This window comes from [Clostridium] fimetarium (genome assembly GCF_900111235.1).
GTDB lineage: Bacteria > Bacillota > Clostridia > Lachnospirales > Lachnospiraceae > Clostridium_N > Clostridium_N fimetarium.
Map to the genome: position 1 here is coordinate 13,312 of NZ_FOJI01000026.1, position 17,549 is coordinate 30,860.

The 17,549-nt window shown below is 33.1% G+C and carries 17 protein-coding genes, 7 tRNA genes, 1 rRNA gene and 2 riboswitches; of the genes, 2 read left to right on the forward strand and 23 right to left on the reverse strand.

Annotation, left to right across the window (positions count from 1 at the left end; translation table 11 throughout):
• Positions 1–283: 283 nt before the first annotated feature.
• On the reverse strand, positions 284–1,921 hold the full coding sequence (hcp, locus tag BMY18_RS19715) for a hydroxylamine reductase (RefSeq protein ID WP_092458055.1): 1,638 nt from the start codon (positions 1,919–1,921) through the stop codon (positions 284–286).
• A gap of 168 nt (positions 1,922–2,089) precedes the next feature.
• Here hcp and BMY18_RS19720 point away from each other — a divergent pair, with 168 nt between their 5' ends.
• Positions 2,090–2,785 carry a Crp/Fnr family transcriptional regulator gene (locus tag BMY18_RS19720; protein ID WP_092458058.1) on the forward strand — a complete coding sequence of 232 codons (696 nt, stop codon included), beginning with the start codon at positions 2,090–2,092 and terminating at the stop codon, positions 2,783–2,785.
• A 190-nt stretch (positions 2,786–2,975) separates the two neighbouring features.
• Here the strand turns inward: BMY18_RS19720 and BMY18_RS19725 are convergent, their stop codons facing one another.
• The 13 genes from BMY18_RS19725 to BMY18_RS19785 all read right to left on the reverse strand — a co-directional run bounded on the left by BMY18_RS19725 (position 2,976) and on the right by BMY18_RS19785 (position 14,725).
• The gene (locus BMY18_RS19725) at positions 2,976–3,827 is read right to left on the reverse strand and encodes a CAP domain-containing protein (protein ID WP_092458061.1); all 852 of its coding nucleotides are present in this window, start codon (positions 3,825–3,827) and stop codon (positions 2,976–2,978) included.
• Positions 3,828–3,953: 126 nt separating this feature from the next.
• Positions 3,954–4,037: riboswitch (cyclic di-GMP riboswitch) on the reverse strand.
• A 128-nt stretch (positions 4,038–4,165) separates the two neighbouring features.
• Positions 4,166–4,249: riboswitch (cyclic di-GMP riboswitch) on the reverse strand.
• 67 nt (positions 4,250–4,316) lie between these two features.
• On the reverse strand, positions 4,317–5,333 hold the full coding sequence (locus tag BMY18_RS19730) for a sugar kinase (protein ID WP_092458065.1): 1,017 nt from the start codon (positions 5,331–5,333) through the stop codon (positions 4,317–4,319).
• Between the two features lie 395 nt (positions 5,334–5,728).
• Complete coding sequence (locus BMY18_RS19735; RefSeq protein WP_092458069.1) at positions 5,729–5,911, reverse strand: hypothetical protein; 183 nt, start codon at positions 5,909–5,911, stop codon at positions 5,729–5,731.
• A 42-nt stretch (positions 5,912–5,953) separates the two neighbouring features.
• A complete protein-coding gene (locus BMY18_RS19740; RefSeq protein WP_092458072.1) occupies positions 5,954–6,394 on the reverse strand; it encodes a MarR family winged helix-turn-helix transcriptional regulator in 441 nt (146 codons plus the stop codon).
• Between the two features lie 141 nt (positions 6,395–6,535).
• Positions 6,536–7,366: a deoxyribonuclease IV gene (locus tag BMY18_RS19745; RefSeq protein WP_092458075.1), complete on the reverse strand. Its 831-nt coding sequence runs from the start codon at positions 7,364–7,366 to the stop codon at positions 6,536–6,538.
• A gap of 128 nt (positions 7,367–7,494) precedes the next feature.
• The gene (locus BMY18_RS19750; RefSeq protein WP_092458078.1) at positions 7,495–8,238 is read right to left on the reverse strand and encodes an MBL fold metallo-hydrolase; all 744 of its coding nucleotides are present in this window, start codon (positions 8,236–8,238) and stop codon (positions 7,495–7,497) included.
• A 29-nt stretch (positions 8,239–8,267) separates the two neighbouring features.
• The gene (gene rsmI, locus BMY18_RS19755) at positions 8,268–9,140 is read right to left on the reverse strand and encodes a 16S rRNA (cytidine(1402)-2'-O)-methyltransferase (RefSeq protein ID WP_092458081.1); all 873 of its coding nucleotides are present in this window, start codon (positions 9,138–9,140) and stop codon (positions 8,268–8,270) included.
• Between the two features lie 151 nt (positions 9,141–9,291).
• A complete protein-coding gene (locus BMY18_RS19760) occupies positions 9,292–10,035 on the reverse strand; it encodes a tRNA1(Val) (adenine(37)-N6)-methyltransferase (RefSeq protein WP_092458084.1) in 744 nt (247 codons plus the stop codon).
• Positions 10,036–10,935: a PSP1 domain-containing protein gene (locus BMY18_RS19765; protein ID WP_092458087.1), complete on the reverse strand. Its 900-nt coding sequence runs from the start codon at positions 10,933–10,935 to the stop codon at positions 10,036–10,038.
• A gap of 84 nt (positions 10,936–11,019) precedes the next feature.
• Entirely contained in the window at positions 11,020–12,012 is a 993-nt protein-coding gene (holB, locus tag BMY18_RS19770; protein WP_092458090.1) for a DNA polymerase III subunit delta', read from the reverse strand.
• 59 nt (positions 12,013–12,071) lie between these two features.
• Positions 12,072–12,512 (reverse strand): YaaR family protein, encoded by a 441-nt coding sequence (locus BMY18_RS19775; RefSeq protein ID WP_242941091.1) that lies wholly within the window; start codon positions 12,510–12,512, stop codon positions 12,072–12,074.
• Between the two features lie 57 nt (positions 12,513–12,569).
• On the reverse strand, positions 12,570–13,166 hold the full coding sequence (locus BMY18_RS19780; RefSeq protein WP_092458098.1) for a nucleoside/nucleotide kinase family protein: 597 nt from the start codon (positions 13,164–13,166) through the stop codon (positions 12,570–12,572).
• On the reverse strand, positions 13,154–14,725 hold the full coding sequence (locus tag BMY18_RS19785; RefSeq protein WP_092458101.1) for an aminotransferase class I/II-fold pyridoxal phosphate-dependent enzyme: 1,572 nt from the start codon (positions 14,723–14,725) through the stop codon (positions 13,154–13,156). Before BMY18_RS19785 ends, BMY18_RS19780 begins: the two co-directional genes overlap by 13 nt.
• Before the next feature lie 152 nt (positions 14,726–14,877).
• Between BMY18_RS19785 and BMY18_RS19790 the strand changes: the two genes are divergently transcribed.
• Positions 14,878–15,222 carry a hypothetical protein gene (locus BMY18_RS19790; protein WP_092458104.1) on the forward strand — a complete coding sequence of 115 codons (345 nt, stop codon included), beginning with the start codon at positions 14,878–14,880 and terminating at the stop codon, positions 15,220–15,222.
• 124 nt (positions 15,223–15,346) lie between these two features.
• On the opposite strand, the gene BMY18_RS19795 is transcribed toward BMY18_RS19790, so the two are convergent.
• The 9 genes from BMY18_RS19795 to BMY18_RS19835 form a co-directional block, all read right to left on the reverse strand.
• Positions 15,347–16,372 carry a L,D-transpeptidase family protein gene (locus tag BMY18_RS19795; protein WP_092458107.1) on the reverse strand — a complete coding sequence of 342 codons (1,026 nt, stop codon included), beginning with the start codon at positions 16,370–16,372 and terminating at the stop codon, positions 15,347–15,349.
• Positions 16,373–16,556: 184 nt separating this feature from the next.
• Positions 16,557–16,629 (reverse strand) — tRNA-Lys (locus tag BMY18_RS19800).
• A gap of 9 nt (positions 16,630–16,638) precedes the next feature.
• A tRNA-Phe gene (locus BMY18_RS19805) sits at positions 16,639–16,711 on the reverse strand.
• Between the two features lie 6 nt (positions 16,712–16,717).
• A tRNA-Met gene (locus BMY18_RS19810) sits at positions 16,718–16,791 on the reverse strand.
• A 79-nt stretch (positions 16,792–16,870) separates the two neighbouring features.
• Positions 16,871–16,952 (reverse strand) — tRNA-Tyr (locus tag BMY18_RS19815).
• A 42-nt stretch (positions 16,953–16,994) separates the two neighbouring features.
• Positions 16,995–17,067 (reverse strand) — tRNA-Thr (locus BMY18_RS19820).
• Between the two features lie 7 nt (positions 17,068–17,074).
• Positions 17,075–17,147: transfer RNA gene (locus BMY18_RS19825), tRNA-Val, on the reverse strand.
• Between the two features lie 34 nt (positions 17,148–17,181).
• Positions 17,182–17,255 (reverse strand) — tRNA-Asp (locus tag BMY18_RS19830).
• A 211-nt stretch (positions 17,256–17,466) separates the two neighbouring features.
• A 23S ribosomal RNA gene (locus BMY18_RS19835) occupies positions 17,467–17,549 on the reverse strand; the annotation flags it as partial.

Genomic DNA, 17,549 nt, shown 5'->3' on the forward strand with positions numbered 1-17,549 from the left:
CCGCAGGCACAAATCTTGTGTATGAATGATGAAATTATTCGTTCTCGTTCTTTCCACATGCTACAAATGATTTTGTGGGTAAACTTCGCTTAAAATAAGTATCAACTACTACATAATCTATTTTACGCTACTTTTAATAAATAGTCCAACTTTACCATTTACCATCATCTCAATTAGAGTTTCCTATATTGGGCTAAAAAATTCATAAAAAAAATACTGAACTACTAATTAACATAGAAGTTCAGTATTACAATTTTTTAAAACCATTTTAACCCTTAAAAATTTATTGTAAAAATAATTTGATATCATCTTCCACAGTACCGATACCACTAATTCCAAAGTTTTCTACCAATACATTTACAACATTAGGTGAAAGAAATGCTGGTAATGTTGGACCAAGGTGAATGTTTTTAACTCCTAAATGTAATAATGCAAGTAGAACAATAACTGCTTTTTGCTCATACCAAGCAATATTAAATTCGATTGGTAATTCATTGATATCTTCAAGACCAAATACTTCCTTTAATTTCAACGCAATAACAGCCAAAGAATAAGAATCGTTACACTGACCTGCATCAAGTACTCTTGGAATCCCATTAATATCACCTAGATTTAGCTTATTATATTTATACTTTGCACAGCCTGCAGTCATAATTATTGTATCATCCGGAAGTGCTTTTGCAAAGTCAGTATAATATTCTCTTGACTTTTGACGTCCGTCACAACCTGCCATAACAAAGAACTTCTTGATTGCGCCCGATTTAACAGCATCCACTATTTGATCTGCTAACGCTAATACTTGATTATGAGCAAATCCACCAATAATTTCTCCCTCTTCAATCTGTATAGGAGCTTCACATTGTTTTGCCATTTCAATTATCGCTGAGAAATCTTTATTGCCATCTTCATCTTTTTCAATATGCGTACAGCCTGGAAAACCTGAAGCGCCAGTTGTAAATACTCTTGCTTTATAAGAAGCTTTGGGTGGTACAATACAGTTTGTAGTCATAAGTATAGGTCCGTTAAAGCTTTCAAATTCTTCTTTTTGTTTCCACCAAGCATTTCCATAATTACCTATGAAGTTACTATACTTTTTAAATGCTGGATAATAATGTGCTGGAAGCATCTCAGAATGCGTATATACGTCGATTCCTGATCCTTTTGTCTGTTCAAGGAGTATTTCTAAGTCTTTTAAATCATGACCCGAAATCAAGATACCAGGGTTCTTTCCTACGCCTATATTAACCTTTGTGATTTCTGGATTGCCATATGTCTGTGTATTGGCTCCATCAAGTAATGCCATACCTTCTACGCCGAATTTACCAGTTTCTAATGTGAGTGCGACTAATTGATCTACCGTTAATGAATCATCTAAAGTAGAAGCTAATGCCCTTTGAATAAATTCATGAATTGGGTTACTATCATGTTTTAATTCATTTGCATGCTTTACATATGCTGCTAATCCTTTAATACCATATATAACTAATTCTCTAAGACTTCTAACATCTTCATTTTCTGTTACAAGAACACCAACTGATGGAGATTTTTCATCAAATTCTTCTTTTGATAAAGCAGTCCATAATGCTGCTTCATGTAATGTCTCTTTATTTGTAACTTTTGTTAACAACGCATTTTTTATTGAAAGAGTTTCAGCAACTCTTTGATAAAATACCTCATTATCAAAATTTGCGTTTGTAATTGTATTGAAAAGATTTATAACGATATAGTGATTGACTTCAGGTGAAATCGTTTCTCCTTGACCTCTAAGTGCCGTTGTAACTTCACTTAGTCCTTTTGTAACATAAATTAGTAAATCTTGATTATTTGCGACTTCTGGTGTCTTACCACATACTCCTGAAACTGTACACCCCTTGCATCCTGCTGTTTCTTGACATTGAAAACAAAACATTTTATTTTCCATTTGTTTTTTCTTCCTTTCTATTGTACCTTTTGATATTATTTTGTTGATATTGAATTGTTGATTTCATAATGAAAGTATAATATAATATCAATCAAGGCATCGTAGCCATAGCTACAAATCATATGCATTTATACATTACATCCTTAATTATAGAAAGAAGGTCTTAGTTTGGAAGAATTTTATCCTATCTTATTAAAATGTTCCTTGTTTAAAAATATCAAACAAAATGATTATAGTTCTCTATTACAATGTATTAATTTCCATACCAAAAATTTTCTAACGAACGAGTATGTTTTTCTGGCAGGGGACAAAATCAACTATGTCGGAATTGTACTTTCCGGATCGCTTGAAATCTCAAAAGAAAATCTGGCAGGTTCAAGACATATTATAGATTTCCTAGCGCCCTCTAATGTCTTTGCTGAAGGCATCGTGTGTACCTCAGAACGTATTTCTCCAGTAACAGTAAGAGCCAAGGAGGATTCTACAATTCTATTTATTCCTTTTGAACGCCTCATTAAAAGTTGTGGAAATTCATGCTCTTTTCATATTCAACTAATTCAAAATATGATGATGCTTCTTGGCGAAAAAAATGTTCTTCTTAATCGCAAAATTGAATTACTTAATTTGAAAGGTATGCGTGAGAAATTGGCAACTTATTTGCTATATGAAATGCAAAAACAAAATGCTCTTACCTTTCAAATCATACCAAACCGCAATGAATTAGCAGAATATCTAAATATTTCGCGTACTTCCATGTGTCGTGAGCTTGCCCGAATGAAAGAATTAGAAATATTAGATTACTATCTAAATACCTTTAAAATATTATCTCTTGATGCATTGAAGGATTGTTTGCTTACAAATTAAATAGTATACGGTGTCCTTTACCCATACCTTTATGTGATTTTATAAAACCTTTAATTTCAACGTATTTTGGGCGAAAAAATCCCTCACATAACGGGAGAGAAATGTGAGGGTATTATGCACAATGCCGCAAAACATTGTATCATACTATGTATGTTATCAAAAATAAGTAGAAATCATTTTAATATTACTATCAATCCATAAAAATTGCTGTCCAATATAGATATCCTTCTGAATCTTTCGCTACACCTACACCAACTTTTGTATACTTTGCATTTGTCATACATGAGTAGTGTGCTGCTGAATTATGCCATCCTGATACAATATCTGAAGGTGATGATTGATATCTTCCAAGGTTTTCACCGTAGCTACCATATAAATTATAATAGCTGCATATAGTACTTGCCTTTAGTTTATTTGGTCTTAGGTGATGTCCGTCTGCTGAGACTTCCATAAAATTCATCCAAGCATTCTCTATTGAGCGGTGCATTGCAACTATTGTTAATGTATTATCCTTAGAAACTGATGGAATACCTGCCGCTGTTCTTTCCTGATTAATTAATGTATATACCTGATTAACATATTCTGCATATGTTGATGCATTCTGATATGCCATTGAATTTGCTTGGTCATCTGTAAGTGCTGTACCAGCTGCTGGTCCGCTTACTACTGGAGCTTCTTTTACCACTACTTCTGTTTGTTGAACTTCTTGTACTGTTGTTGCTTCTTTTTGTGTATTTGTTGTTACTGCTTTGGTTTCAGCGACTGTTGTTGAAGCTTCCGTCGTTGCTTCAGCTGTAATAGCTTCCTTAGCAACTTGTGCTTCCGCTGTTTCTTTATCTATAATTGCTTGCCCATTAGTCTGTGCTACGGACACTGAATCTTTAATTTCACTAACTGTATTATTTTGAGCTGCCTGCTGATTATACGCGTCAACAATTGATGATGCTTTTGTGTTTGACGTCTGAAATGCAAATAATGCACCAACCCCAATTGTAAATAATAATATAGTAATTGCTAACACCTTAAATAGTCTCTTTTTCATAATAAATTCCCCCGTTCAAATCTTTTGATTTCTTTATTTCTTGGACCACCATTTCATAATTCATGTTTTCAAAAATAACAAAAAAAAACATCCGTTTCCGGATGCAATATAATTTATAATAACTATAAATGCAACCGGCTGTCATTCCATTTCTGGAGAAGACCCTTGGCTTTGCGTCCTTACCTTTCGATAAGTTTGCCGACTATGAAGTTTTAGTATTACTTTAATTATGTTATAGCTCATATTAATATTTGATAAATATATGTTTTATTTATTTTGCGATAAATAATTCAAAAAAAAGCATCCGTTTCCGGATGCATATAATTTATATTAATTATAAATGCAACCGGCTGTCATTCCATTTCTGGAGAAGACCCATGGCTTTGCGTCCTTATCTTTCAATAAGTTTGCCAAATATGAAATTTTAATATTACTATAATATGGTTATATTATAACATGTACAAATATTTTGTACATAGTACTTTTGAACTATCTTTGAATATCATGAGATCCATCTTTCATTAGATTCATAATTGCTGCTCTGCTTGTAATATTCGTATCCCCGTGTATTGAATGCTTCATTACTGAAGATGCTACAGCAAAATCAATTACTTCCTGTGGTTCCATATTATCTAAAAGTGCATATATAAGTCCTGATGAAAATGCATCACCACCACCAACTCTATCTACAATATCAAAGTTAATTAATTTACTTTCATATGTCTTGCCATTTGTATAATAATAAGCTTTAAGAGAATTATTACTACCAGAATGTGCAAATCTAACAGTTCTTGCAATTGCTTTCATATGATACTGTTTGTCAATTGCCCTAAATACTTTATCCATTTCTTCAAAAGATGGTTGCATTGTCAAACCGTCCTTAACATCTGTTACGCCATCTTCATTATACACATGAATTGGTTCAATTCCTATCAAAACGTCAACGTATGGAAGATATGTGCTTAAAACATCTCTTGCTGTATCAAAAGACCAAAGGCTCTTTCTATAGTTAGGGTCAAAACTTACTGTAAGCCCGAACTTCTTAGCTGACTTAAGCGCTTTGGCAATAAGACGCCTACAATTATATGATAATGCCGAAGTAATACCACTTAAATGGAGCCAATCGTAATCTTTTAAAATCTCATCCATATCAACATCTGTATAATCATATTCGCTAAATGCAGAATTCGTTCTATCATAGATTACTTGTGATGAACGAACAGAAACACCTTCTTCTAAATAATATATTCCCATTCTTCCATCTGTTTTAATGATATGCTTTGTATGAACATCATTAGATCTAAGATAGCTAATTGTAGATTTCCCTAAATCAGAGTCTGGGATAACTGTAAAATACGTGCTGTCTACTCCTAAATTAGCAAGTGAAACTGCAACATTTGCCTCTGCTCCTCCATAATTCATAATCAAATTATGTGTTGTCATTATTTTTTCATAGTTTGGTGGAGATAGTCTAAGCAAAATCTCACCGATCGTAATAAATTTCATAATAGCCTCCTATGTATGTGAACTTGTTTTCAAACAAGTATTTTATAAGCGTAAATTAAATTCACTATTTTTACGAAATACAAGGTTCATAATACTACGAATTTCAAATAATTGCAATTCTTATAATCCTTTTCAAAAAATTTATTAATAAAATAAACCATATATACATTTATACTTAGATATTCTAATTTTTCTTCCAACATTATTAATATCCAAAAAAAAAAAGAATTATTCAAATATATAATATTTGTTTATTTTATCGTTATAATACTATAATTTTAATTATAAAAATTGAAACAGACATCGCACAAATCTCCCAACAATATCCCTTTCGAGATATTAATGGGAGATTTATCTTTATCATTAACATTTTTGACCTAAATTATATAAAATAACTACAAATTGTCATCCTTATGCTTCATAATTATCTGTTCATATCTTCGCTGTGAAGCAATAACTTCTTCATCAACGACGGATTCTTCTTCAACCACGACGTCTTCTTCTTCAACTTTAATATCATCTAATTGCTCTAAGATATCTTTCAAATCTTCAAAATTTAACAAATTATTATTGTTCATTATAATCGCCTCCTCCTATTTATAAACGAAATTTCCTAAAATCTAGTCCTTTAATTTCTTGAAAAAGTCTTCAAGTTTTTTTAGCGTTCTAGTTAGAATTTCAGCTTCTTCCTCTGTTACATCATTGATAACTGAATTAATCATATCTTTGTGAAAACGCATATGGTGAACATATGCTGATTTTCCTTTCACTGTAAGTGAAGCATATACAATTCTTCTATCTTTCTGACTTCTATTTCTTTCAACATAACCTTTTTTTACAAGTCCATTCACTCCTATTGTAAGAGTCCCCATCGTAACGTTAAGTGACTTTGCAATTTTGGACATTGTCCTTTGCTCCATAACTCCTATCGCTTCAATAATATGCATGTCCGTTACAGAAATACCCTTAAATTCTTCTGTTATCAAAGCTTTTTCTTCAATATTCAAAATGTCATTAAAAAGATTTACCAGTATTGAATTGAGTACATCGTATGCTTCCATTGTCAACCCATACCTTTCTTGATCACAATAGGATTCTTATATAAATATTATACAATATGGTGAATGTATTTACAAGACTAACATCTCCCGGTAACTATACGCCGTAATCTATAATGGATAACTCAGTGCACCTAAAATAGTTTACAAATACAATTCCTTTAACAACTTAATCTCTCTTGCATAGCCATCAAGCTCATTCGGCGTTTCAAGGAAAAACGGTAAGTGTCTAAGTTTAGGATGGTTAATAATTCTCACAATTGCTTCAAGACCAATAGAACCTTCACCGATTTTTTCATGACGATCTTTATGACTTTCAAATGGGTTTTTTGAATCATTTAAATGAATAGCACAGAGCCTTTTTAATCCAATTATCTGGTCAAAATGTTCTAGCACTCCATCAAGGTCGTTTACAATATCATATCCAGCATCGTTAACATGACAAGTATCTAGACAAACTCCAAGATGTGAATTAAGCTCAACTTTATCAATGATCATCTTAATCTCTTCAAATGTTCTACCAATCTCAGAACCTTTTCCAGCCATCGTTTCAAGTAAAACCTTCGTTGTTTGTTCTGGTTTTATAACAATGTTCAACATCTCGGCAATATAATTAATTCCGACTTCAACCCCTTGTGATACGTGACTTCCTGGATGAAAATTATATAGATTACCTGGTGTATATTCCATTCTTGACAAATCGTCTGCCATTGTTGCAATCGCAAAACTCCTTGTCTTTTCATCAGCAGAGCATGCATTTAATGTATATGGTGCATGCGCAAGTATAACATCTATTCCATTACTCTGAGCCATCTTAAGAAAAGCTGCTACATCATTTTCATCAATTGCTTTCGCTACACCACCACGAGGATTTCTAGTGAAAAACTGAAACGTATTTCCACCCAAATCTAATATTTCTTTTCCCATATGTTCGTAACCTTTTGAACATGACAAATGACATCCTATTTTCAGCATAATTATCCTCATTTCTGCGCATCTTTTTTCTAATTATAATTTATAATGATTTCCTAATGATCTCTAATGATTTCTATTGATACCCGTTGATTCCTGTTGATTCCTGTTGATTCCTGTTAATTTTATTATCAAATATTAAATACTTGTCCATCTCCAGTTACTTCCATAATCTTATCACGATATTTAGCGGATATGTCCATTTCTTTCAAGGTATCAATGATTTCATATTTGTCCCACATATGCATAGGAAATGCAACTTCGACATTACAATTCTTCATGAAATAATCAAGTCCCCAATAGAATTTGTCTTCCTGTCTAGGATCTAATGGCAAAAATGCAACATCAATTGCTAGTCCGGAAAGTTTAGCAATCTCTTCCTGAAATCTTTTCGTCATATTTTCATTTTTCTCTTCTGATACTTCGTCCCATATCCACCAATTCAGATCTCCTGCATGATATACTGTTTTACCAAAACATTGCACAATATAAGCGACTCCTGAATCTGTCGACTTCAATGTTTTCACACATAAAAAAGGCTGTTTAATTGAAGGTCCAATAAATTCATACTTCTCATCATAAGTTACATATTTAATCTTTTCTCTCGAAATAGTAGGTATGTTCCATCTATCCATATACTTAACATTCATTTTAATTTCTTTTGGTAAAATAAATGTAATATTCTGATATTCATTAGCTATTTCAAATATCTTCTTGCTATAATGATCAAAATGCTTATGACTCACAAACATAAATATATCTGAATCCTTATCAAATAAAGGGAGTGTACCCTTATAATAATCAAATATCAAAACAACTTTTTCATCCTCAAACTCCACCGAAAATGAACTATGGTAAATATACGTAATTTTCATTTAAAACCTATCTTTCTAAAATGTCTTTTCTATAACATAAGCATTTGATATACATCTCTTTTCGATATACCCCTATCCTTAGCTGCAAGCCTCATCGCTTCTTTCTTATCATTGCCTTTTTCAACATATAAGTTTACATGCTCTTCAACGCTCATCGATTCCCATGCATCCTGTTTTTCCTTTTCAAGCACACTTCTTGACTTTCCTTCAATCACAAGAACATATTCTCCTCTTGGATCCTTAGTTTCGTAAAATATAAGTGCCTCTTTAAAAGTAGTAAGAAATGCTGTTTCATGCCTTTTGGTAAGCTCTTTACATATTGTAAGCGCTCTTTCTTCACCTAATGTATCTCTTAACTCTTCAAGTGTTCTAACCAATCTATGTGGTGCTTCGTAAATTATTATCGTTCTAATTTCATTTATAAGTTCACAAAGAATTTCCTTGCGCTCTTTTTTATCCATGGGTAGAAATGCTTCAAATGTGAATCTTCTTGTAGATCGACCTGAAATAGTAAGTGCAGTTACACATGCCGCTGGTCCTGGAAGTGACGTAAGTTCTATACCGGCCTCTTGACACTGTCTAACTAGTTCTTCTCCTGGATCAGATATTCCGGGTGTTCCTGCATCAGTTATTAACGCAACATTAGTACCTTCGCGCATTTTGTTTACAAGATATCTCGCCTTGTCTACTTTATTAAATTCATGATAACTTGTCATCGGAGTCTTAATCTCATAATGGTTAAGCAGTTTGATACTATGTCTAGTATCCTCTGCCGCAATTAAATCCACTTCTTTTAATGTATCTAAAACCCTAATTGTAATATCCCTCAGATTACCAATTGGTGTTGCACATAAATACAATTTACCCGCCTTCTCAATCTTTTCGGTATCTTCATCACTCATTTATTTGCTCCTATCATTACTGTCATTACTGTCATACTGTCTTTACTGTCATTACTGTCATTACTGTGATTATTGTCATTACTGTGATGTCATTACTGTCATACTGTCTTTACTATTATTTCTATGGTTACTATCATTTCTGTCTTTACTGTCATTCATACCATTTGTATAATTTATATAATTCTTCCGTATAAATGCCTTCTCGCTCATATATAATTAGTGGCTGCTCAACCTTTAATAGTGAATTAGCCCCCTTAATTGCCTCAATCAAAATCATGTTAGCAGCTCTATCAACATATGGATGAACCAACCGAATCCGCTTTGGCTCTAACTTATACTTCGTCAATGTTTCAAATATCTCCACCATTCTCTGTGGTCTATGCACCATATAGAATTTTCCTTTATCCTTAAGCACTTTGGATGCTTCACGAATCACATCTTCCAATGTACATAGGATTTCATGCCTGGCAATCGCCTTATAACTATCAGGGTTAACAAGTCCATGATTTTCATTCATATATGGCGGATTACTTGTCACAACGTCAAAAGAAGCTCCTCCAAAAATACTTGAAGCTTCTTTTATATCACCTAGCATAATTTTAATTTTATTTTCAAGTCCGTTAAAAGCCACACTTCGTATAGCCATATCTACATTAATGTCCTGAATTTCAAGCCCCGTAAAATGTGCAGCTTTCGTCTTGGCCTCCATTAGAATTGGAATCACTCCATTCCCAGTTCCAAGATCAAGTACCTTATAACCTTCTTTTGCTACTGCAAATGAAGAAAGCAAAACTGCATCCATTCCAAAGCAAAATATTTCAGAATTTTGTATTATCTTATATCCATTTTGCTGCAAATCATCCAGTCTTTCGTTTTCCTTAAGATCAAGCTCCATCTAAATATGATTTTCCTCTCTTTTCTCAAGTTCTTCTAACCTTCTTAATTCCTTATCATTAATATTAAACTTTTCATTTTTAGTCTTAGGCTTAAATTTCAAATCCGTAACCTTATAATTTCTAGCTTCTTTTTCACCAGTTTCTAATACAACAATAACTTTGACTGTTTGTCTAAGAACACTTACGCTATGAACTTCACCTTTTAAATTATCATTAGAAGTAACTGTATCACCTATATTTGGCAAATGACTATTTAGTTCTTCATATGTCTCTTCTTCATTTTTAAGGCAACACATAAGTCTTCCACATACACCTGAAATCTTAGTTGGATTAAGAGAAAGATTTTGTTCTTTCGCCATCTTAATTGATACAGGGATAAATTCTGGCATATAAGAATAACAACAAAGACTTCTTCCACACACGCCGATACCACCCATAATCTTAGTTTCATCACGAACACCAATTTGCCTAAGTTCGATTCTAGTCTTGAAAACTGCAGCTAAATCCTTAACCAATTCCCTAAAATCAATTCGTCCATCCGCTGTAAAATAAAACAAAACCTTATTATTATCAAATGTATATTCCGCTTCAATAAGCTTCATTTCCAATTCGTGTTTCTTTATTTTCTCAAGACATATTTTAAAGGCTTCTTTTTCTTTTACCCTATTCTTGAATTCTGTTTCATCATCTTCAGGCGTAGCAATTCTTATTACTGCCTTAAGTGGCTGAACTACCTTCTCATCCTCAACATCTCTAACTCCAAGTACAACACTTCCGTACTCTACACCTCTTGCAGTTTCAACAATAACATGTTGATTCTTTTCTACATTAAAACTTGCTGGAGCAAAAAAATATATCTTACCCGCGCTTCTAAATCTAACACCTATCACTCTAGTCATTATATTTTACCTCTCCTACATATACCTATATCTCTTAATACTTATATTTTTAATATCTGTATAAATTTATTTTTATATAATATGTTACAAATTATCTTTCATAGTAAGGAACATAAGCTCCAATGTTAAATCAAAATTAACATTCGCCTTAAGTCTTAACTTTGCCTTATCCATAGAATCAATAATATCCTCAAGTCCTTCATAGGAACTCTTTTCAGCTTGTTTTTTTATTCGTGTTAATTCATCTTTAAAAATAAGCAGATTAGCATCATTCGTACTTTTGAATATAAGCACATCTCTAAACCACATAGCCATTAAATCAATATAATCATTAATGTTGTTTTTATAATTATTAACATATTTAACTGCATCAATCAATTCTGAAACTGTCATCTCATTAGAATATTTAAGCACATGCAATGCATGCTCCTTCATCTCCATGAAGTCCTTAGAATTCACAATTGACACTGCTCGTCCAATTCTTCCTTGTGCAAAAGCCACTGCGAATCTAGCTTGATAATCTGGAACTTGATAATTCTTAATAAGATAATTCTGAATCACTTCATCCCTCACGGGTTTTAAATCCAACTGAACGCATCTTGATAGAATTGTCTGTAAAAATGTATCAGCATTTGTCGTTAGCAAAATAATAATTCCATATGCAGGCGGCTCTTCTATTGTCTTAAGTAATGCATTCTGTGCCTGAAGCGTAAGTTTCTCTGCTTCGTCTATAATATAAATCTTATATTTACTGCTATATGGCTTAATCTGAATATCACCAATAACTTGCTCTCTAATATCTTCAACACCAATACTTGTTGGTTTTTCATGTGAAACCCATATTATATCTGGCTGATTTCCTGACTCAGCTTGTTTACAAGAATGGCATTCATTACAGGGATTATCGCCCTTCGCCTCACATTGTAGCGTCTTAGAAAATACTTTTGCCAATGACTTCTTCCCAGCTCCAGATTCTCCATTAAAAATGTAAGCATGTGATACTTTGTTTAGTTTGATAGCATTCTGTAAGTGCTCTTTTATTTTGTCATGTCCTAATATTTCTGAAAAATCATTCATAATATTACCCTTTCTAAAATTAAATCCAAACCAAATTCAAACGCAATAGCATATATTACTCAAGTTGACACATCAAGAAGTAACCCTCTGATATCATCAATCCTACTTACTATTTCCAAATGATCCTTTTCATCCTTGACAAGTTCGCTTGCCAAATCGCCAAGATTCTTGTCTACTAATTTCACGATTCCATAAACTCTATGTCTGCCTCTTTTATCAAGGAAATTCTCTCTAGAAAATTCATGTGATCGATTAACAACCTCATTCAAAAATCCCTTAACAAGTTCTCTATATCGCTTCATATCCTTAATATCCATATGTTTTTCTATCTTGTCACCCTGTTCCGTAATATCCTGCATCATTGAGGTAAGTCTTCTCTGCAAATCCTTCTCCTCAATATTACTTACTAAAGTAAATTTAAATGAATCATCCCCACTTTTCACGGGAGTCTTCGCTTCAATCTGCGTTGCAGACTTAATATCAGTTACTTTAATGTCCAAATAAACTCCTCCTATCATGAAATGAGCTTGGTTCCATTGTATCATATAATCAAAATATTACCTAGCTAATTTTTCTATTATATCCTTTTTGATTTGGTCAATACAACCATCTAACAACTCATTATTAAAATAGCGTATCTTAATTCCAAGTTTCGATATATTTTCCTCCGAAAAATCAATGCTATCGGCTAGAAATCTGCGACACATTTCTGCATACTTTGGATGTTCCTGCTTCTTCTCTCTCGCAAGCGCTCTCGTTAATCTAATTCCATCATCTACATCAATATATATCGGCATCAAGTGCTCTTTTCCATAATGATCACAAAATTTCTCATATGCTTCCAATGTTCCAATTACAATATATTTCCCTTTATTTATGTCAATTTGCCCATCATCTAACGTGAAATATTTCCAAATTCCATGAACTGTATGATAAGCTCTAATTTCAATAATTCTGCCTTCTGCTTCCATTTTAGCCGCTGTATCATCGCTCACAAAATAATATTCCGCGCCGTCACTCTCCCCTTGCCGCATCGGCCTAGTCGTGTACATTACAATCGTATTAAGTTTGAGTTCCTCATCTGCTATAAGTTTTTTGAATATCTTGTCCTTCCCCGAAGAACTTTTTCCCATTATAAATACTATTTCATGCATTGTATCGCAATCCCCCTTTTTTTACTCTTTTTACTATTTTCACTTTCTTTTTTAACTTCTATTTGATCTATAATAACACGATCTATTTCATCTGTAATAATATCACTAATTTTATTGTTCATATCATCTTTGGTTTCTATATTTAAATCATCTTCAGTTTCTATATTTAAATTATCATCCGTTTCCTCTAATCCAATTATTTCTAATCCCAAATTATATGCTTCTTTTATACAATTGATAATATCCACCGATATTATTTCACCTGGAAATATAAGAGGGTTTCCTGGCGGGTAGATACAAACTGAGCTTCCACTTATTCTACCTATTGATTTTTCTACCTCAACCAATTCCAATTCAGCATTCATAGCCATATAAGGTGATTCGATCACCTTTGCGGTCAGCACTTCAAATTTATTACAACCAATTAAAGTACAATCGTAAACAGCTTGATTTTGATGATCTAGTGAATTATCTATTTTAATCAAAGCATTCATAAATCTGTCATAATATTCAATTTTATCTCCAACCGATGTCATGGCAATCACATAATATAATGAGGCCATCTCTAATTGAATATGGTAACTATTTAATAATATATTATATAATTGTTTACCACTCAAACGACCATCTGGAACATATAAAACTAATTTTGATATATCGTCAGTATGAAACAAACTAATGTATTTTAGTTTTTCAATATTTGAAATAAACGCTTTTAAATTCCCAACATATTTTTCGAACATATCTGGTCCTTTAGTCTGCAAAAATTCCATACAATTATCAATTCCTGCCATTAAAATATATGATGGGCTAGTACTTTGGTACATATCCAAATATCTACTTACTTTGCTAATATCAATGAGATCACCCTTCACATGTAAAAGTGCCGTCTGTGTGAACGCTGGTAGTGTCTTATGAATACTTTGAATAACTATATCTGCGCCATTATCAAGTGCCGATTCCGGAAATGCCTCATGAAAATGAAAATGTGCACCATGTGCCTCATCTACAATTAATGGAATTCCGAATTTATGAACGACCTCAGCAATTGCACTAATGTCAGATATAATTCCTTCATATGTTGGGGAAGTAATAACCACCGCTAAAACGTCTTTGTTTTCATTTAATAATTTATCCACATTTTTTTTAGAAATCTGACCATTTATCCCCAAATCATTTACACTATCTGGGTACACATACACTGGATTAAGCTCATTCAAATATACTGCATTATAAACTGACCGGTGACAATTTCTAGCAACTATTACCTTATGTCCTTTTATTGCCACTGCCGATATTGCCGTAAGTATTCCTACACTACTACCATTTACGAGGTAAAATGTGTTCTTTGCACCATACATTTGCGCTGTAGCATTCATAGAATTCATGATTAATCCAGTTGGATTATGTAAATTATCAAAACCATCAATTTCGGTGATATCTATTCCGTATGGATTTCCCATAGCAAACTCTTCTATATTTCGTTTATGCCCTGGCATATGCATTGGCACAAAATCTTGACCACAATAGTTCAATAACTTATGAAATATATTTTCCATATATCATTTCCCTTTCAATATTTAATCCTAATTCATATCCTTTTTCTCGAATTGGAAATTAATAACAACAAACTTTTTTTATTCTTATTGCATATTTCACGAAATAAACTTATACTAACTAGAGTAATTTAGATACAAGGAGGCTTACACAAATGATTTTAGACCCTATACTTCCAGAAATATATACATTCATTGATTTTACAAAACACGGCTGTTTTATTTCAAAGAAAAATGGAGAGCGTGCATTTTCATCTCACCTAGGTGGCGATATTCCGGATAAACATCCAATGCCATATAACGTTTATGTTCCTATCCGTGAATTTCTAATTAACGAACCGGCTGCAGTTGAAGTAATCATAAAATATCTTGAGACGGAATTTAACAAATCTAATTATGACTTCAAAGATATTAACATAACTTCGTCTACCTGCAGTATAAAGAAATCGCTTGGTCGTACAAAAAATTATCCACAGATAGATGTAACGCTTGGTTGGTAATTATAACAAATCCTGCGATATAACATTTTAAAAACGGGCTGTCCTAGACAGCCCTATTTTTAATACTTCATAACTACTTTTATTACTTCATAACTACCTTTAATACTTCATAACTACTTTTAATTTATTTAACTACTTTTAAATTAACTGTCACTTCTGCTTTACTTCCAATAGCATCTGTAACTTCATATTTTATAGAATACTCTCCCACTTGATCAAATGTATATTTTCCAACCGTAACTAATTTGTCTGTAATATCATTTCCACAAGTGTCTTTCGCTTTCACTCCGGCCTTAATATCTACCTTTTCATTAACTTTAGTTATAATATCCTTTGCACCTTCTATTTTTGAGCTACACTTCAACCATGGATTATTAACATTCGTATCAGTTGGATCCCATCCAGCATATGGACTGTTCATCGGAATCTTAATTGTATCTGGCTTTCCTAATGGCCCTGGAGTCGTAGCGTCATCATATATTGTAACCTTTGTACCTGCAACACAATTATCATATATCCATTTGACATCTGACATCTTCAATCTAACACAGCCCAGTGACGCTGGTGAACCAAGTAAATTGAACTGCTCTGTTTCAAGACTATCATTACTCATTATCGTATATGGAACTGAATGAAATAAATAGCCACCGTCAATTCTAAATGCATTCTGGGCATATGAATTATCAACCATTAAACGCCAAGGATATTTATCGGTCGTATTATAATTATCACCGACAATTGTTTCATCACCTACTTTTCCAACAGAGCACGCAAATGCAACTACCGGAATCGTATAAGAACCATTATTATCAATTCCATAAACTGTTACACAGCACATAGCTCTATTTACTTTAATGTAATATGGATACTGCACATTAGTTGGTACTGTATAATTCACCTTCTTATTCGCAGGCTCTTCATCTATTATCCACTCTGCCAGTTTTGTCTCAAGATTCTGTGAACCATTCGCTTCCTTTGATACATTTAAACTTGTATCAATATTATTAGTTTTTCCAAATATATTAATACAAAATATTGTACCTGCACAAGCTATAACTAATAATATTAAAATTATAATAAACCAACCCAGATTACGTTCAAACCAGTTTTTTCTTCTTTTCAAATATCTTTTATTAATATTTCCTCTCATTTAAACGTTCCTCTTTTCTAGTAACTTACGTATTCAACTTTTTTCTTAAGTTATACTTTTACATAATAACATATTGTACCTATAAATCAATATTTTTTATGAAATAATATACATATACCACTTTTATACAAAAAAAAATTCAAATACAATATAAATCTGTACTTGAACTATTTATTATAATTAATGAGACATCCGGGGTTCGAACCCGGGACACCTAGATTAAAAATCTAGTGCTCTACCAACTGAGCTAATATCCCATAAAAAAGTGCCTAGAACCGGAATCGAACCAGTGACACGAGGATTTTCAGTCCTCTGCTCTACCGACTGAGCTATCTAGGCAAAAAGTAGCGGGGACAGGATTTGAACCTATGACCTTTGGGTTATGAGCCCAACGAGCTTCCAGACTGCTCTACCCCGCGTTAGTTTAACTTACTATTTAATTATGAACATGATTCTCAATTGTAAACCTATTAATCTTCATAAAAAATTAACAGTTAATGGATGGAGAAGGATTCGAACCTTCGAAGACGTAGTCAACAGATTTACAGTCTGCCCCCTTTGGCCGCTCGGGAATCCATCCATACAGTATTACATATGCAATTATCATCGCCAGTAAAACCAAAGCCGGCAATCGGACTTGAACCGATAACCTGCTGATTACAAATCAGCTGCTCTGCCAATTGAGCCATGTCGGCATATAAGTGGGACCAATAGGGCTCGAACCTATGACCCTCTGCTTGTAAGGCAGATGCTCTCCCAGCTGAGCTATGATCCCAAATATTATAAAACTTAAAAAACAACTTTTATAACGACCCGAATGGGACTCGAACCCACGACCTCCGCCGTGACAGGGCGGCGCTCTAACCAACTGAGCCACCAGGCCAAAACTCTGCAATAGCAAAGATATGGAACAAAATTGTTCCTTCAAAACTGCATATTAAATATATCTATCATCCGTTTTTTTATCTTTATCTCTAAAGATAACTCTCTTGTATGTTCTATCCTATGACCATTGTCTTTGCTTCGCAAAGCTGTTACAAGTTGCTACGCAACTTATCTTAACTTTACTTTTAGTAGCAAAAACAATGTTTCGCTTGGTTAAGCCCTCGACCTATTAGTATTAGTCAGCTGAACACGTTACCATGCTTACACCTCTAACCTATCTACCTCGTAGTCT

Excerpts from the sequence above, each read along its gene's own strand:
- BMY18_RS19745 (WP_092458075.1), bottom strand. The coding sequence starts at position 7,366 with ATGCTGAAAATAGGATGTCATTTGTCATGTTCAAAAGGTTACGAACAT.
- rsmI (WP_092458081.1), bottom strand. The coding sequence starts at position 9,140 with ATGAGTGATGAAGATACCGAAAAGATTGAGAAGGCGGGTAAATTGTAT.
- BMY18_RS19765 (WP_092458087.1), bottom strand. The coding sequence starts at position 10,935 with ATGACTAGAGTGATAGGTGTTAGATTTAGAAGCGCGGGTAAGATATAT.
- BMY18_RS19725 (WP_092458061.1), bottom strand. The coding sequence starts at position 3,827 with ATGAAAAAGAGACTATTTAAGGTGTTAGCAATTACTATATTATTATTT.
- BMY18_RS19785 (WP_092458101.1), bottom strand. The coding sequence starts at position 14,725 with ATGGAAAATATATTTCATAAGTTATTGAACTATTGTGGTCAAGATTTT.
- BMY18_RS19795 (WP_092458107.1), bottom strand. The coding sequence starts at position 16,372 with ATGAGAGGAAATATTAATAAAAGATATTTGAAAAGAAGAAAAAACTGG.
- BMY18_RS19780 (WP_092458098.1), bottom strand. The coding sequence starts at position 13,166 with ATGCATGAAATAGTATTTATAATGGGAAAAAGTTCTTCGGGGAAGGAC.
- holB (WP_092458090.1), bottom strand. The coding sequence starts at position 12,012 with ATGAATGATTTTTCAGAAATATTAGGACATGACAAAATAAAAGAGCAC.
- BMY18_RS19735 (WP_092458069.1), bottom strand. The coding sequence starts at position 5,911 with ATGAACAATAATAATTTGTTAAATTTTGAAGATTTGAAAGATATCTTA.
- hcp (WP_092458055.1), bottom strand. The coding sequence starts at position 1,921 with ATGGAAAATAAAATGTTTTGTTTTCAATGTCAAGAAACAGCAGGATGC.
- BMY18_RS19740 (WP_092458072.1), bottom strand. The coding sequence starts at position 6,394 with ATGGAAGCATACGATGTACTCAATTCAATACTGGTAAATCTTTTTAAT.
- BMY18_RS19730 (WP_092458065.1), bottom strand. The coding sequence starts at position 5,333 with ATGAAATTTATTACGATCGGTGAGATTTTGCTTAGACTATCTCCACCA.
- BMY18_RS19760 (WP_092458084.1), bottom strand. The coding sequence starts at position 10,035 with ATGGAGCTTGATCTTAAGGAAAACGAAAGACTGGATGATTTGCAGCAA.
- BMY18_RS19790 (WP_092458104.1), top strand. The coding sequence starts at position 14,878 with ATGATTTTAGACCCTATACTTCCAGAAATATATACATTCATTGATTTT.
- BMY18_RS19750 (WP_092458078.1), bottom strand. The coding sequence starts at position 8,238 with ATGAAAATTACGTATATTTACCATAGTTCATTTTCGGTGGAGTTTGAG.